Source organism: Pseudomonas granadensis (genome assembly GCF_900105485.1).
In the GTDB taxonomy this organism is placed as follows: Bacteria; Pseudomonadota; Gammaproteobacteria; order Pseudomonadales; family Pseudomonadaceae; genus Aquipseudomonas; species Aquipseudomonas granadensis.
The window spans coordinates 2,031,851-2,048,786 of the sequence record NZ_LT629778.1 but is presented as its reverse complement, the minus strand read 5'-3'; the positions used below and the strand labels follow the sequence as shown (position 1 = coordinate 2,048,786).

General features: G+C 61.1%; 15 protein-coding genes. 11 read left to right on the top strand and 4 right to left on the bottom strand.

Features of this window, described 5'->3' with window-relative positions; all coding sequences use genetic code 11:
- Positions 1-64 precede the first annotated feature (64 nt).
- On the bottom strand, positions 65-1,441 hold the full coding sequence (locus BLU52_RS09055) for a glutamine synthetase family protein (RefSeq protein ID WP_039763287.1): 1,377 nt from the start codon (positions 1,439-1,441) through the stop codon (positions 65-67).
- Positions 1,442-1,723: 282 nt separating this feature from the next.
- On the opposite strand from BLU52_RS09055, the gene BLU52_RS09050 reads away from it, so the two are divergent.
- From BLU52_RS09050 to BLU52_RS09030, 5 genes are all read left to right on the top strand, one after another.
- Positions 1,724-2,485: a gamma-glutamyl-gamma-aminobutyrate hydrolase family protein gene (locus tag BLU52_RS09050; protein ID WP_090282860.1), complete on the top strand. Its 762-nt coding sequence runs from the start codon at positions 1,724-1,726 to the stop codon at positions 2,483-2,485.
- A gap of 365 nt (positions 2,486-2,850) precedes the next feature.
- Entirely contained in the window at positions 2,851-3,993 is a 1,143-nt protein-coding gene (locus BLU52_RS09045; RefSeq protein ID WP_090282859.1) for an ABC transporter ATP-binding protein, read from the top strand.
- Positions 3,990-4,904 carry an ABC transporter permease subunit gene (locus BLU52_RS09040; protein ID WP_090282858.1) on the top strand — a complete coding sequence of 305 codons (915 nt, stop codon included), beginning with the start codon at positions 3,990-3,992 and terminating at the stop codon, positions 4,902-4,904. Before BLU52_RS09045 ends, BLU52_RS09040 begins: the two co-directional genes overlap by 4 nt.
- On the top strand, positions 4,901-5,773 hold the full coding sequence (locus BLU52_RS09035) for an ABC transporter permease subunit (RefSeq protein WP_090282857.1): 873 nt from the start codon (positions 4,901-4,903) through the stop codon (positions 5,771-5,773). The genes BLU52_RS09040 and BLU52_RS09035 overlap by 4 nt, the downstream gene beginning before the upstream one ends.
- A 122-nt stretch (positions 5,774-5,895) precedes the next feature.
- On the top strand, positions 5,896-6,993 hold the full coding sequence (locus BLU52_RS09030; RefSeq protein ID WP_090282856.1) for a polyamine ABC transporter substrate-binding protein: 1,098 nt from the start codon (positions 5,896-5,898) through the stop codon (positions 6,991-6,993).
- Between the two features lie 286 nt (positions 6,994-7,279).
- On the opposite strand, the gene thpR is transcribed toward BLU52_RS09030, so the two are convergent.
- The gene (gene thpR, locus BLU52_RS09025) at positions 7,280-7,819 is read right to left on the bottom strand and encodes an RNA 2',3'-cyclic phosphodiesterase (protein ID WP_090282855.1); all 540 of its coding nucleotides are present in this window, start codon (positions 7,817-7,819) and stop codon (positions 7,280-7,282) included.
- Between the two features lie 108 nt (positions 7,820-7,927).
- On the opposite strand from thpR, the gene BLU52_RS09020 reads away from it, so the two are divergent.
- Complete coding sequence (locus BLU52_RS09020) at positions 7,928-8,122, top strand: hypothetical protein (RefSeq protein ID WP_090282854.1); 195 nt, start codon at positions 7,928-7,930, stop codon at positions 8,120-8,122.
- Positions 8,123-8,839: 717 nt separating this feature from the next.
- Here the strand turns inward: BLU52_RS09020 and BLU52_RS09015 are convergent.
- Complete coding sequence (locus tag BLU52_RS09015) at positions 8,840-9,865, bottom strand: hypothetical protein (RefSeq protein WP_090282853.1); 1,026 nt, start codon at positions 9,863-9,865, stop codon at positions 8,840-8,842.
- A 308-nt stretch (positions 9,866-10,173) separates the two neighbouring features.
- On the opposite strand from BLU52_RS09015, the gene BLU52_RS09010 reads away from it, so the two are divergent.
- Entirely contained in the window at positions 10,174-10,452 is a 279-nt protein-coding gene (locus BLU52_RS09010) for a hypothetical protein (RefSeq protein ID WP_090282852.1), read from the top strand.
- A 56-nt stretch (positions 10,453-10,508) separates the two neighbouring features.
- Here BLU52_RS09010 and BLU52_RS09005 read toward each other — a convergent pair whose 3' ends face one another.
- A complete protein-coding gene (locus BLU52_RS09005) occupies positions 10,509-10,715 on the bottom strand; it encodes a hypothetical protein (protein WP_090282851.1) in 207 nt (68 codons plus the stop codon).
- Between the two features lie 243 nt (positions 10,716-10,958).
- Between BLU52_RS09005 and BLU52_RS09000 the strand changes: the two genes are divergently transcribed.
- The 4 genes from BLU52_RS09000 to paoC all read left to right on the top strand — a co-directional run bounded on the left by BLU52_RS09000 (position 10,959) and on the right by paoC (position 16,773).
- A complete protein-coding gene (locus BLU52_RS09000; protein ID WP_090282850.1) occupies positions 10,959-12,713 on the top strand; it encodes an L-lactate permease in 1,755 nt (584 codons plus the stop codon).
- A gap of 288 nt (positions 12,714-13,001) precedes the next feature.
- Positions 13,002-13,625 carry an aldehyde dehydrogenase iron-sulfur subunit PaoA gene (gene paoA / locus BLU52_RS08995; protein WP_090282849.1) on the top strand — a complete coding sequence of 208 codons (624 nt, stop codon included), beginning with the start codon at positions 13,002-13,004 and terminating at the stop codon, positions 13,623-13,625.
- Entirely contained in the window at positions 13,622-14,578 is a 957-nt protein-coding gene (locus BLU52_RS08990) for an FAD binding domain-containing protein (protein WP_090282848.1), read from the top strand. Before paoA ends, BLU52_RS08990 begins: the two co-directional genes overlap by 4 nt.
- Positions 14,575-16,773, top strand: a complete 2,199-nt coding sequence (gene paoC / locus BLU52_RS08985) for an aldehyde oxidoreductase molybdenum-binding subunit PaoC (RefSeq protein ID WP_090282847.1) — start codon at positions 14,575-14,577, stop codon at positions 16,771-16,773. The genes BLU52_RS08990 and paoC overlap by 4 nt, the downstream gene beginning before the upstream one ends.
- The last annotated feature ends 163 nt before the right edge of the window (positions 16,774-16,936 follow it).

Sequence of the window (16,936 nt, the reverse complement as noted above, 5' to 3'; positions counted from 1 at the left end):
TCAGTCCCCTCTCCCCCTGGGAGAGGGTTAGGCGGGCGGCGTTCCGATGAGGGGCTTTTGATCTTCAAACGGTATGCAAATACCAGTTGTATTCAAGATCAGAAATCGAGTTCTCGAACTCGGCCAGTTCGCTTTCCTTGCACGCGACAAACACGTCGATGTACATCGGGTCGATGTAACGCGCCATGACTTCGCTGTCGTCCAGTTCGCGCAGGGCATCACGCAGGTTGTTCGGCAGGCTCTGTTCGTTCTGCTCGTAGCTGTTGCCTTCGACTGGCGCACCCGGTTCGATCTGGTTGGTCAGACCGTGGTGAATACCCGCCAGTACCGAGGCCATCAGCAGGTACGGGTTGGCATCGGCGCCGGCGACGCGGTGCTCGATGCGCACGGCGTCGGCTGAACCGGTCGGCACGCGCACGGCCACGGTGCGGTTGTCGATGCCCCAACTCGGCGAGTTCGGGACGTAGAACTGCGCGCCGAAGCGGCGGTACGAGTTGACGTTCGGGCAGAGGAAAGCCATCTGCGCCGGCAGGGTCTCGAGCACACCGCCGATCGCGTGACGCAGCGCGGCGTTCTGCTCGGGATCCTCGCTGGCGAAGATGTTGTTGCCTTCTTTGTCCAGAATCGAAATGTGCACATGCAGACCGTTGCCCGCCTGGCCCGGATACGGCTTGGCCATGAAGGTGGTGTCCATTTCATGGTCGTAGGCGATGTTCTTCACCAGACGCTTGAGCAGCACCGCGTAATCGCAGGCCTTGATCGGGTCGGAGACGTGATGCAGGTTGACTTCGAACTGCGCCGGGGCGCTTTCCTTGACGATGGCGTCAGCCGGGATGCCCTGCTCTTTCGCGCCCTCGAGGATGTCTTGCAGGCAATCGACGTATTCGTCGAGATCGTCGATCAGATAGACCTGAGTCGACACCGGACGCTTGCCAGAGACCGGCGAACGTGGCGACTGCGGACGGCCGTTCACGTTGTCCTGGTCGATCAGATAGAACTCCAGTTCAAACGCTGCGCAAATGGTCAGGCCCATGTCGTCGAACTTGCGCACGACGTTGGCGAGCACTTCACGCGGGTCGGCGAAAAACGGCTGGCCTTCGATCTCATGCATGGTCATCAGCAATTGTGCAGTCGGGCGCTTCTGCCACGGCTCGATGCTCAGGGTGCCGGGAATCGGGTAGCAGATGCGGTCAGCATCACCGATGTCCAGACCCAGACCGGTGCTTTCCACCGTGGAGCCGTTGATGTCCAGCGCAAAAAGCGAGGCCGGCAGGTTGATGCCTTTTTCGTACACCTTATGAAGACTGGTGCGTTCGATGCGCTTGCCGCGCACCACACCGTTCATATCCGCAATCAGAAGGTCGACGTACAAAACCTCAGGATATTTCTTAAGGAATGCGTTGGCTTCGTTGAGTTGAACGGTACGCAGAGGGACCGACATGATGCACCTATTTAGCTGTTAATTATTATGTTCACTACCCTGTCACGCAGCCAGTCAATCCGAAAGGCAAAGTGAAGTCAATAGCGAACACTGCGCTCCGCAGCCTTTATTTTTCGGGCTTTTTTTAACACTCACGTGCCGAAGCAGGCGCCAGAGCGGCGAAAACACTAACGTTTGGATGAACGGCGTTTAGAATTTTTTACATGGCAGTTGTTAATTAAAATCAACGACGCTAAGCTCCGGAAAAGCTCGTTCAAGTGTCAGACTTCGAGGTGAATAAAAATGGCATTCAAGCCATTGATCGGCGTTACTGCGTGCGTCAAACAGATCGGCCTGCACCCCTATCACATCAGCGGCGACAAATATGTTCGCGCTGTCAGCGTTGGCGCTGAAGGGTTACCGGTGGTCATTCCTTCCCTTGGCAGCCTGACGGAAATCGACGACCTGCTCGGTCAGCTCGACGGTCTGCTGCTGACCGGCTCGCCCTCGAATGTGGAACCCTTCCACTACCAAGGTCCGGCCAGCGCCCCCGGTACGGATCACGATCCGGCGCGGGACGCCACCACCCTTCCTTTATTACGTGCAGCCATCGCCGCGGGCGTTCCGGTGCTGGGCATTTGCCGTGGCTTTCAGGAAATGAACGTGGCGTTCGGCGGCAGCCTGCATCAGAAGGTGCATGAGCTGCCGGGCATGCTCGATCACCGCGAAGCCGACAGCCCGGATGTGGCCGTGCAATATGCACCGGCCCACGCGGTGACGGTGCTCGCGGGCGGCGTGTTCGAAGCGCTCGAGCTGCCGGGTGAGTTTCAGGTCAACTCGATTCACAGCCAGGGCATCGATCGCCTCGCCTCCGGCCTGCGCGCCGAAGCCGTGGCGCCGGATGGCTTGATCGAAGCGATCTCGGTCGAGCACAGCCCGACCTTCGCCCTCGGCGTGCAATGGCACCCGGAATGGCAAGTGCTGGAGAACCCGAACTACCTGAAGATTTTCCAGGCGTTCGGCGCGGCTTGCCGACAACGGGCGGCGCGACGCAACCAGCGCTGACACCACTCGCAAACACCAGACGATTTACTGCCCCCACGGTGGCCGGGCGCGCCTGCGCGCATCCGGCAGCCGTGTACAGCAACACCCGTAATAACAACAAGTACGACCCAGGCAGCCAGGACGGCGGCGCCGAACAAGCCCTCGGCAGTGCAAGGTCATTCAGACAGGCACAGTTCCCCTGTAGGCCTTCGCCTGCTCGCGATAGCGATAGACCCGTCAACAGAGATGTCGACTGACATGGCCCCATCGCGAGCAGGCTCACTCTTACAGGGGATGTGTAATGACTGACATAGCACTTACAGGCTTGCAATCCACTTAAGCCCGGCCACATTGGCCAGGCAAACGAAACCTGTTGGGAGTTTCACATGGCAAACGCCTCCAGCACTTACAGGAAGGCACTTGAAGGTCATCAGCAACCGAAAAAGGTGTTGGTGAAAGTCGATCGTGTCACCAAGAAGTTCGATGAAACCGTGGCCGTGGACGATGTGTCCCTGGAGATCCATCAGGGCGAAATCTTTGCGCTGCTGGGGGGCTCGGGTTCGGGCAAATCGACCCTGTTGCGCATGCTCGCCGGTTTCGAGCGCCCGACCGAGGGGCGAATTCTGCTCGACGGCGTGGACATCACCGACATGCCGCCGTACGAGCGGCCGATCAACATGATGTTCCAGTCCTACGCGCTATTCCCGCACATGACCGTCGCACAGAATATCGCCTTCGGCCTCAAGCAGGACCGTTTGCCCGCCAGCGAAATCGATGCCCGCGTTGAAGAAATGCTGCGTCTGGTGCACATGACCCAATACGCCAAGCGCCGCCCGCACCAGTTGTCCGGCGGCCAGCGCCAACGCGTCGCTCTCGCCCGCTCACTGGCCAAGCGCCCGAAGCTGTTGCTGCTCGACGAGCCGATGGGTGCGCTGGATAAAAAGCTGCGCTCGCAGATGCAGCTGGAACTGGTCGAGATCATCGAGCGCGTCGGCGTGACCTGCGTGATGGTGACCCACGACCAGGAAGAGGCCATGACCATGGCCGAGCGCATCGCGATCATGCACCTGGGCTGGATCGCGCAAATCGGCAGCCCGGTCGACATTTATGAAGCGCCGGTCAGCCGCATGGTCTGCGAGTTCATCGGCAACGTGAACGCCTTCGATGGCACCGTGGTGGAGGATTTGGAAGGCCACGCGATCATTCACAGTCCGGATCTGCAGCAGAAGATTTACGTCGGTCATGGCGTCAGCACGTCGGTGCAGGACAAGTCGATCACCTACGCGATTCGGCCGGAAAAAATGCTCGTCAGCAGCACCCAACCGGAGGGCCGCTACAACTGGTCCGAAGGCAAGGTGCATGACATCGCCTACCTCGGCGGCCATTCGGTGTTCTACGTCGAATTGCCCGGCGGCAAGATCGTCCAGTCGTTCATGGCCAACGCCGAGCGCCGTGGCGCGCGGCCGACCTGGGACGACAAAGTCTACGTCTGGTGGGAAGACGACAGCGGCGTGGTGCTGCGCTCATGAGAACCTTCAATCAGCAATTCCTGCGCCTGGTGCCCAGCGGGCGAAAACTGGTGATTGGCATTCCGTTCATCTGGCTGTTCCTGTTCTTCATGCTGCCGTTCTTTCTGGTGATGAAGATCAGTTTCTCGGAAGCCGCACTGGCGATCCCGCCGTACTCGGAGATCTACACCTACGCCGAACAGAAATTCCAGCTGCTGCTGAACATCGGCAACTACACCTTGCTAGGCGAAGACGATTTGTACCTGTCGGCCTACCTCGGTTCGCTGAAGGTGGCGGCACTGAGCACCGTGATGTGTCTGCTGATCGGTTTCCCGATGGCTTACGCGATCACCAAGACCGGCAAGGAAACGCAAAACGTCCTGCTGCTGTTGATCATGATGCCAACCTGGACCGCGATCCTGATCCGCGTTTACGCGTGGATGGGCATTCTCAGCAACAACGGTCTGCTCAATGCGTTTTTGATGTGGACCGGGCTCACCGACCAGCCGATCGAGATCCTCAACACCAACACCGCGGTGTATATCGGTGTCGTCTACGCGTACCTGCCGTTCATGGTGCTGCCGCTGTACGCCAACCTGGTCAAGCACGACAACAGCCTGCTCGAAGCCGCGCAGGATCTGGGGTCGAGCAACTTCAACAACTTCTGGAAAATCACCGTGCCGCTGGCCAGGAACGGGATCATCGCAGGCTGCATGCTGGTGTTCATTCCGGTGGTCGGTGAGTTCGTGATTCCGGAGCTGTTGGGCGGCCCAGAGACGCTGATGATCGGGCGCGTGCTGTGGCAAGAGTTCTTCAATAACCGCGACTGGCCGGTGGCGTCTGCGCTGGCGGTGGTGATGCTGTTGATCCTGATTGTGCCGATTCTGCTGTTCAACCGCAGCCAGGCCAAAGAAATGGAGGCACGGGGATGAAACGCTTCAATTTTTCGAAGTTCATGCTGATCTTCGGCCTGATGTTCATTTATCTGCCGATGCTGATTCTGGTGATCTACTCGTTCAACGCCTCCAAACTAGTGACGGTGTGGGGCGGTTGGTCGGTCAAGTGGTATGTCGGCCTGCTCGACAACACGCAACTGATGGGCTCGGTGCTGCGCTCGCTGGAAATCGCCTGCTACACCGCGATTGCTGCGGTCGCGCTGGGCACCCTCGCCGCCTTCGTTCTGACGCGGGTGACACGCTTCAAGGGCCGCACGTTGTTTGGCGGTCTGGTCACCGCGCCGTTGGTGATGCCGGAAGTGATCACCGGTCTGTCGCTGTTGCTACTGTTCGTGGCGATGGCGCAGCTGATCGGCTGGCCGCAGGAGCGTGGCATCGTCACGATCTGGATCGCCCACACCACGTTTTGTGCTGCCTATGTGGCGGTGGTAGTCTCCGCGCGCCTTCGCGAACTCGACCTGTCGATTGAGGAAGCGGCGATGGATCTCGGTGCGAAGCCGTTCAAGGTGTTTTTCCTCATCACCATTCCGATGATCGCACCGTCGCTGGCGGCGGGCGGGATGATGTCGTTTGCTTTGTCGCTGGACGATCTGGTGCTGGCGAGTTTCGTTTCCGGGCCCGGCTCTACGACTCTGCCGATGGAAGTGTTTTCGGCGGTCCGTCTGGGCGTGAAACCTGAGATCAACGCCGTGGCCAGCCTGATTCTGCTGGCGGTGTCGCTGGTGACGTTCCTGGTCTGGTACTTCGGTCGCAAGGCAGAAGCCAACCGCAAGCGGGCGATTCAGGAAGCGATGGATCAGACGGCCAACGAAGCATGGCAGCCGCAACGTGCGGCGACTGCCTGATCCGCATCACTCGCGAGTTTCCGCAAATGTTGTCAGGCCCCTCGGCCAGTCCCTCTCCCCCGGGAGAGGGTCAGGGTGAGGGGGCCTTGCTTGAAGTGAATAAAAAGAATGGAGTTGTACCGATGAAAATGTTTGGCAGGACTCTGCTGACACTGTCCTTGATGGGCGCAATGGTCATGGGCGCCCAGGCCAACGATAAGGTGCTGCGGGTTTACAACTGGTCCGATTACATCGCGCCGGACACCGTCAAGAAGTTCGAAGACGAAACCGGTATCCGCGTGACCTACGACGTCTTCGACAGCAACGAAACCCTTGAGGCACGTTTGCTCGCGGGTAAATCCGGTTACGACCTGGTGGTGCCGTCGAACAGTTTTCTGGCCAAGCAGATCAAGGCCGGCGTCTATCAACCGCTGGACAAATCGAAGCTGCCGAACTGGAAGAATCTCAACCCGGTGCTGCTGAAAAACGCCTCCGCCAGCGACCCGGACAACGCCCACGCGTTCCCGTACATGTGGGGCTCGATCGGCATCGGTTTCAACCCGGCCAAGGTCAAGGAAGTGCTCGGCGCCGACGCTCCGACCCATTCCTGGGACTTGCTGTTCAAGCCGGAGAACGCTGAAAAATTGAAGGCCTGCGGTATCAGTTTTCTCGACTCGCCGACCGAAATGATCCCGGCCGCCCTGCACTATCTGGGCTACCCGGTGAACGACAGGGACACCGCGCACATCAAGGAAGCCGAGGCGCTGTTCATGAAAATCCGCCCGAACGTGGCGTATTTCCATTCCTCGAAATACATCTCCGATCTGGCCAACGGCAACATCTGCGTGGCGGTCGGTTACTCCGGTGACGTCCTGCAGGCCAAGGCCCGCGCGGTGGAATCGGGCAACAACGTGGTGATCGACTACAGCATTCCCAAGGAAGGCGCCGGCAGCTTCTACGACATGGTCGCCATCCCGCGCGATGCGGCGAACGTCGAGAATGCCTACCTGTTCATGGATTTTTTGATGCGTCCGGAGATCATCGCCGAGATCACCAACAGCAACGGCTACAGCAACGCCAACGCAGCGGCAACGCCACTGGTGGACGAAGCGATCCGCAACGACCCCGGCTCGTACCCGTCGCAAGCGGTGATGGCGACGCTGTACGCGGTGCCGGATCAGCCAATCGCCACGCAGCGGATCATGACGCGCGGCTGGACCCGAGTGAAACTCGGCAAGTGAGTTCACCCACTATCCAAATGTAGGAGTGAGCCTGCTCGCGATAGCGGTGTGTCAGGCAGCGCTGATGCTGAGTTTGCCGGCCTCATCGCGAGCAGGCTCACTCCTACAGTGGTTCGGTGTTATGGCAGCAAGATTGATCGTTCCCCCGCTCCGCGTGGGAATGATGTGCGCACCCCTTTCCGTTCACGCAGCGCCTTACCACCGCTGCCCCTGCTCTGAACGGCCTCACCTGGCTTCCTCGGTTCAGGTGAATTTCAGGCGCCCTCGGGCGCCTTTTTTTGGGCCGTCAGATCAGCGGCCAGTCCTGAATAATGCGATAGCGGCCCTTGTGCGATTCGAACAGGGCGAAGCGTTCGGCGCGCAGGAAGAATTCCGGCGGTGTGGCAGCTTCCGGCTCCGGCGCGCGAAATTCTCGGGCCAGGGTCAGGTGCGGACGGAATTCGCGCGGCGTCTCTTCAAAGCCGAACGGCAACATGGCTTGTTCCAGTGCGTAGACCAGACGCAACAATGCCGGCGGCGCCTGGTCCGGCGCCAGCGACAACACCCCGGCGCGATGCCACACCTGCAAGCGATCCAAGGCAACTCTCAACGCAGCGCCCGGCGTGCGCACCTGGGCAGCGGCTTCGCAGACCGGCTGAATCTGTGCCAACGGCACGGCGCCGAGGAACAGCAGGGTCAGATGAAAATTATCCGCCGGCACCGGTTTGCCGGTGCGCAGGCGCAATTCACTGCGCCATTGCGCGATCGCCTTGCGCTGCGCTGGCGGGCAATCCAAGGCGAAAAACAGCCGCTTGAACGGCTCATCCCTGCGCACTTCATCGATCATGGCCCCGGTCTCCTTCGCTCACTGTCAGCCGTCGATTTTACACAGCCTGCTCTGACGACCGGTGACACGCGGCTATAGTTCAAGGATCGCTATCAACCGGAGGCAGCCATGCGCGAAATCCTCAGCAAAGAACCGTGGTGGGCCCGGCCACCGCAACCCGGGCAAGATGAAAGCCAGCTGGAATGGGGCTGGCTGGTGCATTACAGCGAGGGTGAGCCGCGTTTCGAGTTCGTCCGCGAACGCCCGACCGATGAACAAATCCGCAACCGCAAAAGTTGCCGCACCACCCCCACCCCCGAGTGAACGCAATACCTGCAGGAGTGAGCCTGCTCGCGATAGCGGTCGAACAGTCTATGCCTGTGTTGGCTGTCCCGGCCCAATCGCCAACAGGCTGGCTCCCACTCAATCTTCGGGTATACGCAAATCCTCAGCTCACCACAGATCCCTTGCAGGAGTGAGCCTGCTCGCGATAGCGGTCGAACAGTCAATGCCTGTGTTGGCTGTGCCGGCCCAATCGCCAGCAGGCTGGCTCCCACACGATCTTCGGGTATACGCAATTCCTCAGCTCACCACAGATCCCTTGTAGGAGTGAGCCTGCTCGCGATAGCGGTCGAACAGTCAATGCCTGTGTTGGCTGTCCCGGCCCAATCGCCAGCAGGCTGGCTCCCACAAAGTTTTAGGGTGTTCGCATATTCTTTGCTCAGCGCAGATCCCTTGTAGGAGTGAGCCTGCTCGCGATAGCGGTCGAACAGTCAATGCCTGTGTTGGCTGTCCCGGCCCAATCGCCAGCAGGCTGGCTCCCACACGATCTTCGGGTATACGCAATTCCTCAGCTCACCACAGATCCCTTGCAGGAGTGAGCCTGCTCGCGATAGCGGTCGAACAGTCAATGCCTGTGTTGGCTGTCCCGGCCCAATCGCCAGCAGGCTGGCTCCCACAAAGTTTTAGGGTGTTCGCATATTCTTTGCTCAGCGCAGATCCCTTGTAGGAGTGAGCCTGCTCGCGATAGCGGTCAGATAATCAATGAGACTTTGAATGCGCGAAGGTTTTCGGCTCATCGCTCTCACCCAGATGGCCCTCGACCTGCCCGGCCATGTGCAGCGTGCCGGCCATCACCCCGGTGGTCGGGCTTTGCACCAGTTTCAGCCAGGCCTTGTCGAACGTGCCGCCCAGGCTGCTGCGGATCAGCGCTTCGCTGTCGGGACGGTCGTTGGCCTGGATGATCGCGCGAATCCCCGCCACGCCCACCGAGATCAAACCGCCAGCCAGTTTCCCGGCCGCCGCGGCAACCGCACTGGCAGCGCCGCGCGGGGCCATTTCCGCTTCCATGCGCTGGCTCGCGCGTTTGGCCACCGGAGCCATCCCGGCGTCGGTCGAGGCGATGCCTTTGGCGCCGCCATCGGTGTGGATCTTGTCGATCAGCGCGGCATACGCCGGCAAGGTATCCAACGGTTCAGTGCTGATGACCTGAAACAACGAGGCATCGCGCGCCGGCGGTGGGCCGAGGGCGATGGCCGGGACTTTCTGCAAGCGCCCGTTGAGCTGTGCGACCGGCACCCCGTGGCGCTGGGCGATCAACGGCATTTGCTGCGCCATCAACTGCGCATAGAACGCGGTGGCCTGGGCGAGAATGGCATCCGGGTCGATCTCCACCGCCACCGGCGCCAGCACCCTTTCCTGATATTGCTCAAGCAGATACGCCGCCAGGCGCTTGGCTGACGCGTCCGGTTCGCCGCCGGCATTGATCGTGTACCAGCTGACTTTCATCGACAGCCATTCCTGGGTCCAGTAGCTGCTGAACCACGGGATGAAATTTTCTTCAGTTTGCTGATAGACGCGAGTGCGCCAATGTTCCATCGAGCCACGGGCGAACACCTTGACCTGCTCGGTAGCCTGCTGCGAGGCGCTGACGATTTCCCGGTCGATCTGCTGCCAGGTAGCCGGCGACACCAGCACAGCGCGCGGCGCGACCACCGGCGCCCGCGCCGAAGTGGTGCAGCCGGTCAGGACAAGCAGTGCGGCGATCAGCAGCGCACGCGGATTCACGGTGCTGGTTCCTTGGATGAACGGGGGCGGATTTGAGTATAGGTGGGTCAGTGAATATTGATGGTGGCTGCACCGACCTCATCGCTGGCAAGCCAGCTCCCACAGGTTTCTGGTTTGGATGCAAAACCTGTGGTCACTGAAAACCTCTGTGGGAGCTGGCTTGCCAGCGATGAGGTCATCAGCAATACCGCCAATCGCCACGACAACCATCACCGCCATCGATATTCACCATCGCCACGATTGCCTTCCGCCAACCGCCCATGAAAGGCACGATTGCCCTACCCGCAACACAACGAGGAGTTCACAGCATGATTCACACCCAAGTCACCCTCTCCGTGAGTTTCCCGGTGTTCGGCAGCAACTATTACGCTCAGCACGTTGTGTCGCACAAGGCCCGCGCGCTGGTGTTCAACGAGGCATTCGAGGATCTGCTGATGCCCGCCGCCAGCAATCACTTCAGCAATGAAGTGGTCGGCTTCAACGATCAGTTCCGTTTTCTGAGCGACATTCTCGCCACCCATTTGCTGGACATCGAGGCCACTGTGCCTGCGCGATCCAGCGTCCGGGCGAGCGCTCGTTTTTCTTGAGTATCGAAGGCTAAACAAAAAGGGCGTCCCATCGCGGGACGCCCTTTCGCGTTCAATCAATCATCATCCCGATCACGGTAGTAGCGACGCCCGTCGCGACGGTCGTCATCGCGGTCGTCCCAGCGCCGGTCGTGGTCGTAATAGCGACCGTGATCGCGGTCGTAGTGCCGGCCATGGCGATGGTCATCATCAAAATCCGCGACACAGCCACCGAGCAAAACGGCGGCGGTCACAGTCAGCAGGATCGTTGGCGCTTGCTTCATTCAAAACTTCCCTAAAACCAAGGTCTTGACGACGGAATCGGCCACGCTGCCCTCGCCTTTTGACAAGGGTGCGCACAGCCGCAGATACGACCGGGCAAAACGCGCTTGATTCAGTGGCCAGTATCGACCGTTGGTCGCCTCGTTCGTCAGCGCCGAACAGCGGCGACACGCCACCTATACTGCTTGCAACCAACCCCCATGCAATGGATCTGCACCCTCAATAACAACAAGCAGAGGTGGACCATGGTCTGGCAGCAAGTGTATGACCCGTTTGGCAATCCAGTGATCTCCACACTGATGGCCGCCGTGCCGGTGGTGGTGATGCTCGCGGCGCTGGCGTTCTTTCACGTCAAGGCGCATCTGGCCGCGCTGTTGGCGTTGGCCTCTGCGCTGCTGATTTCGATTTTCGCGTTCGACATGCCGGCGGGCATGGCCGGTTCAGCGGCGTTGTTCGGCGCTGCGAATGGCCTGCTGCCGATCGGCTGGATCGTGCTCAACATCATCTTTCTGCATCGCCTGACCACCGAGAACGGTTCGTTCAAAGTGCTGCAGGATTCGCTGGCGCGGATTACCGATGACCGCCGCTTGCAGTTGCTGTTGATCGCCTTTTGCTTCGGTGCGTTCTTCGAAGGCGCGGCCGGTTTTGGTACCCCGGTGGCGGTGACCGGGGCGATTCTGATCGGACTGGGGTTCTCGCCACTGGCGGCGTCGGGGCTGGCGCTGATCGCCAACACCGCGCCGGTGGCGTTCGGCGCGCTGGGCACGCCGATCATCACCTTGGCGAAAGTCACCGGGCTGGATGAAATGGAATTGTCGATGATGGTCGGTCGACAGTTGCCGTTCTTCTCGGTGCTGGTGCCGTTCTGGCTGATCTGGGCGTTCGCCGGCTGGCGCAAGATGCTCGAAGTGTGGCCGGCGATTCTGGTGGCCGGCGTCAGCTTCGCGATACCGCAATTTCTCGTGTCGAACTACCACGGGCCGATGCTGGTGGATGTCATCGCCGCGCTGATTTCCATGGCGTGCCTGACGCTGTTCTTGAAGGTATGGAAACCGGCGACCATTCACACCTCGGCGGCACTCTCGGGGCGTGTCGACAACTCCAAAGTGGACGAGGAAAAAGTCACCGCCAGCGCCGCGTTCAGCGATCAGGCGCGGCCGGCAGTGATGCGCGCGTGGATGCCGTGGATCATCCTCACGGTGTTCGTGTTTGCCTGGGGCACCCAGGGCTTCAAAAACATGTTCGACACCCGCCCGGCGATTGATCCGGTGACGCAGTCGGCCAGGCTGGATGCGCAAGGCAAACCGCTGCGCGAGGCCAACCCGATTTTCGCCCCGGCGGTGACCTTCACCAGCCTGCATTTGCAGATCGAAAAAGTACCGCCCGTGGTTGCCGCGCCGAAAGCCGAGGAAGCGGTGTACAAATTCACCTGGCTCACCGCGACCGGCAGCGGGATTCTGTTGGCGGCGATTGTTGGCGGGCTGTTGATGGGCTATTCGATCCCGCAGTTGATCAAGCAATACCTGCGCACGCTGTGGGTGGTGCGGTTTTCGCTGATCACCATTGCGGCGATGCTGGCGCTGGGGTTCCTCACGCGCTATTCAGGGCTCGATGCGACCATGGGTCTGGCGTTTGCGGCGACGGGGATTTTCTATCCGATGTTCGGCACGCTGCTCGGCTGGCTCGGCGTGGCGCTGACCGGTTCGGACACGGCGTCTAACGTGCTGTTCGGCGGCTTGCAGCGAGTCACCTCGGAACAGCTCGGCATCAGCCCGGTGCTGATGGCGGCGGCGAACAGCTCGGGTGGTGTGATGGGCAAAATGGTCGACGCGCAATCGATCGTGGTCGCCTCCACCGCCACGCGCTGGTACGGGCATGAGGGCGAGATTCTGCGCTACGTGTTCTTCCACTCGATCGTGCTGGCGATTCTGGTCGGCGGGCTGGTGACGTTGCAGGCTTATGTAGCGCCGTTTACCTCGATGGTGGTGGGCTCACATTAACCAGGCGCCACACATTCCAATGCAGGAGTGAGCCTGCTCGCGATAGCGGTGTGTCAGGTAAGTAGATGCCGGATGACACACCGCTATCGCGAGCAGGCGAAGGCCTACAGGGGATTTGTGTTGGCTTGATGATTGATGAACTGTGCCCATAACGCCGTAGCGCGAAATCCGACAAAACCTTTTCCCCTCCCCTGCGGTCACTCCTTTTACGAGACTGGCATGCATGCCGGCGCGCCCGACAGGGCCCTTTGTGATCCTGCCGCCTGATGAGAGACAAGGAATCGAACCATGACGATTTCCCGACGCAGCTTTTTGATCCTCGGCGCTGTGACTGCGACCGCGTTTGCGATGCCCCCGTTTATCAGCCTCAAGGCCTATGCGGCCAATCTGGAGCAACCCGCCATGAGCAAAGTGACCCTCAACGTCAACGGCCAACCGCGCGAGTTGAACGTCGACACCCGCACCACCCTGCTCGATGCCCTGCGCGAGCACCTGCACCTGACCGGTACCAAGAAAGGCTGCGACCACGGCCAGTGCGGCGCCTGCACGGTGATCGCCGATGGCCGGCGGATCAATTCCTGTCTGAGCCTGGCGGTGATGCACGAAGGCAGCGAGGTCACCACCATCGAAGGCCTCGGTATGCCGGACACGCTGCACCCGATGCAGGCGGCGTTCATCAAGCACGATGGCTATCAGTGCGGCTATTGCACGCCGGGGCAGATCTGCTCGGCGGTGGCGGTGCTCAAGGAAATCCGCGATGGCATCCCCAGCCACGTCAGCCCGAGCCTGACCGAGCCACCGCAACTGATCGCCGCCGAATTGCAGGAGCGCATGAGCGGCAACATCTGCCGTTGCGGCGCCTATTCGAACATCATCGAAGCCATCACTGAAGTCGCGGAGGAATCGGCATGAGAGCGTTCAATTACAGCCGCGCCGACTCGCCCGCCGCAGCCGCGGCACAAGCCGCTCAGGTCGAAGGCGCACGGTTCATCGCTGGCGGCACCAATCTGCTCGACCTGATGAAACTCGACATCGAAACCCCGCCACATCTTATCGATATCAATCACTTGGGCCTCGATCAGATCGAAGCCACGCCCGAAGGCGGTCTGCGCATCGGCGCGCTGGTGCGCAACACCGATCTGGCCGCCGATGCGCGCGTGCGCAAAGACTACGCCCTGCTGTCGCGCGCCCTGCTCGCCGGGGCCTCGGGGCAGCTGCGCAACATGGCCACCACCGCCGGCAACCTGCTGCAACGCACCCGATGCCCGTACTTCTACGACACGCATCAGGCCTGCAACAAACGCAACCCCGGCAGCGGCTGTTCGGCCATCGGTGGGGTCACGCGGCAGCTCGGCATCATCGGCGTCAGCGACGCGTGCATCGCCACCCATCCGAGTGACATGGCCATTGCCATGCGCGCCCTCGATGCGCAGATTGAAACGGTGAAACCTGACGGCAGCACGCGCAGCATCGCCATGGCCGATTTCCATCAGTTGCCCGGTGACACACCGCACATCGAAACCAGCCTCACGCCTGGCGAGTTCATCACTGCCGTAACCCTGCCGCCACCAGTAGGCGGCACGCACATCTATCACAAGGTGCGTGATCGCTCCTCCTATGCGTTTGCGCTGGTGTCGGTCGGGCTGATCCTGCAAGCGGACGGCAGCGGGCGCGTAGCGGTCGGTGGCATCGCGCCGAAACCGTGGCGCGTCGAAGCTGCTGAAGCATTGCTGCCGCAAGGCGCCAAAGCCGTCAGCCAGCGCCTGCTCGAAGGCGCGACACCGACCCACGACAACCAATTCAAACTGACCCTGGTCGAGCGCACGCTCGGCGCGGTGTTGGCGCAAGCGAGGGAAACGGCATGAAATTCGACACGCCCGCCACCACCAACCCGATCGACCAACTGAAAGTGGTCGGTCAACCCACCCCACGCGTCGAAGGCCGGTTGAAAACCTGCGGTCAAGCGACCTATGCCTATGAGCAACATGAAGCGGCGGCCAATCAGGCGTACGGTTTCATGGTCGATTCCGGCATTGCCAAGGGCCGGATCAAAGCCATCCACCTCGACGAAGCGAAAGCCGCGCCCGGCGTGCTGGCGATCGTCACCGGCGCCAATGCCGGCAAGCTCGACAAGGGCCAATACAACGCCGCGCACCTGCTCGCCCATCCTGAGGTGCAGCATTATCAGCAAGCGGTTGCGCTGGTGGTGGCCGAAACCTTCGAACAGGCGCGCGCGGCGGCGCAGTTGGTCAAGGTCGACTACGAAACCAGCGACGGCAAGTTCGATCTGGCCAGCGTGCGTGATTTGGGCGTCGAGCCGAAAGATGAACTGCCCGATGTCAATCACGGCGATTTCGACAAGGCCTTCGCCGCTGCACCGGTGCAGTTCGACCGCACCTACACCACGCCGGACCAGTCTCACGCGATGATGGAACCGCATTCGACGCTGGCCGCCTGGAACGGCGATCAACTGACCTTGTGGACGTCCAATCAAATGGTCGCCTGGAGCGTCGGCGATGTGGCCAAGACGCTGGGTTTGCCGGAGGAAAAAGTGCGCATCGTCTCGCCCTACATTGGTGGTGGTTTCGGCGGCAAACTGTTCGTGCGCGCTGACGCGATACTCGCCGCCCTCGGCGCGCGCATGGCTGGCCGGCCGGTGAAAGTCGCCCTCGCCCGCCCGCAAATGGCCAACAACACCACCCATCGCCCGGCGACGATTCAGCGCATTCGCATGGGCGCGACGGCGGACGGCAAGCTCACCGCTATCGCCCACGAAGGCTGGTCGGGCAACCTCGCCGACGGCAAGGTCGAACTCGCCGCGCAGCCGAGTCAGTTGCTCTACGCGGCAGAAAACCGCCGGGTCAGCATGCGCCTCGCGCCGCTGGATCTGCCGGAGGGCAACGCCATGCGCGCACCGGGTGAAGCGCCGGGGCTGATGGTGCTGGAAATCGCCATGGACGAGATGGCCGAGCAGTTGAACATGGACCCGATCCAGTTCCGCATTCTCAACGACACCCAGGTCGACCCGGTCAAAACCGAGCGGCCGTTTTCCCAGCGTCAACTGGTCAAGTGCCTGGAGCTCGGCGCGCAGAAATTCGGCTGGGATCAGCGCCCCGCCAAACCTGGCACGCGTCGCGAAGGCCGCTGGCTGATCGGCATGGGCGTGGCCGCGGCGTTTCGCAACAACCTGCTGGTCAAGTCCGGTGCGCGAGTGCGCCTGGAGCGCGACGGCAAGGTTACGGTCGAAACCGACATGACCGACATCGGCACCGGCAGCTACACGATCATCGCCCAAACTGCCGCCGAGATGATGGGCGTCGGCCTCGACGACGTGACGGTGCATCTGGGTGACTCGAACTTCCCGGTATCGGCAGGCTCGGGCGGCCAGTTCGGCGGCAACTGCTCGACCGCCGGGGTGTATGCCGCGTGCGTCAAACTCCGTGAGGCGGTGGCCGGGAAACTCGGCATGGAGGCAGACCAGGCCGAATTCGTCGACGGCCAGGTACGCGCTGGCGGTAAAACCCTGCCATTGCGCAATGCCGCAGAAGGCGGCGAACTGGTTGGCGAGGACAGCATTGAATTCGGCGATCTGGCCGAGAAGTACCAGCAGTCGACTTTCGGCGCGCATTTCGTCGAAGTCGCCGTCGATGCCGCCACCGGCGAAGTCCGCGTGCGGCGCATGCTCGCGGTGTGCGCGGCGGGTCGGATTCTCAACCCGACCTCGGCGCGCAGCCAGGTGATCGGTGCGATGACCATGGGCGTCGGTGCGGCGTTGATGGAAGAACTGGCGGTGGATACCCGACTGGGCTTTTTCGTCAACCATGACCTGGCCGGGTATGAAGTGCCGGTGCATGCCGACATTCCTCATCAAGAGGTGATTTTCCTTGATGAGACCGACCCGATTTCCTCGCCGATGAAGGCCAAGGGTGTCGGTGAACTGGGTATTTGCGGGGTGAGTGCGGCGGTGGCCAATGCGATCTATAACGCCACTGGCGCACGGGTGCGGGAGTATCCGATTACCCTGGACAAGGTGCTGTCGTCGCTGCCTGAAATGATATGAGGCCCTGAAAAGCCCCTCACCCTAGCCCTCTCCCAAAGGGAGAGGGAACCGACCGCATGGTCTTGCGCTGTCCACCGACCTGGAAAATCGCGTCGATTATGGATTCGGCAAGGCATGTCAGGCAGACATAATTCAAAAGCATCCCCCAATCGGCTCCCTCTCC

Coding starts and splice junctions, on each gene's coding strand:
- paoA (WP_090282849.1), top strand. CDS start 13,002: ATGACGATTTCCCGACGCAGCTTTTTGATCCTCGGCGCTGTGACTGCG.
- BLU52_RS09055 (WP_039763287.1), bottom strand. CDS start 1,441: ATGTCGGTCCCTCTGCGTACCGTTCAACTCAACGAAGCCAACGCATTC.
- BLU52_RS09020 (WP_090282854.1), top strand. CDS start 7,928: ATGCGCGAAATCCTCAGCAAAGAACCGTGGTGGGCCCGGCCACCGCAA.
- BLU52_RS09005 (WP_090282851.1), bottom strand. CDS start 10,715: ATGAAGCAAGCGCCAACGATCCTGCTGACTGTGACCGCCGCCGTTTTG.
- BLU52_RS09035 (WP_090282857.1), top strand. CDS start 4,901: ATGAAACGCTTCAATTTTTCGAAGTTCATGCTGATCTTCGGCCTGATG.
- BLU52_RS09000 (WP_090282850.1), top strand. CDS start 10,959: ATGGTCTGGCAGCAAGTGTATGACCCGTTTGGCAATCCAGTGATCTCC.
- BLU52_RS09030 (WP_090282856.1), top strand. CDS start 5,896: ATGAAAATGTTTGGCAGGACTCTGCTGACACTGTCCTTGATGGGCGCA.
- BLU52_RS09010 (WP_090282852.1), top strand. CDS start 10,174: ATGATTCACACCCAAGTCACCCTCTCCGTGAGTTTCCCGGTGTTCGGC.
- BLU52_RS09040 (WP_090282858.1), top strand. CDS start 3,990: ATGAGAACCTTCAATCAGCAATTCCTGCGCCTGGTGCCCAGCGGGCGA.
- paoC (WP_090282847.1), top strand. CDS start 14,575: ATGAAATTCGACACGCCCGCCACCACCAACCCGATCGACCAACTGAAA.
- thpR (WP_090282855.1), bottom strand. CDS start 7,819: ATGATCGATGAAGTGCGCAGGGATGAGCCGTTCAAGCGGCTGTTTTTC.
- BLU52_RS09045 (WP_090282859.1), top strand. CDS start 2,851: ATGGCAAACGCCTCCAGCACTTACAGGAAGGCACTTGAAGGTCATCAG.
- BLU52_RS09050 (WP_090282860.1), top strand. CDS start 1,724: ATGGCATTCAAGCCATTGATCGGCGTTACTGCGTGCGTCAAACAGATC.
- BLU52_RS08990 (WP_090282848.1), top strand. CDS start 13,622: ATGAGAGCGTTCAATTACAGCCGCGCCGACTCGCCCGCCGCAGCCGCG.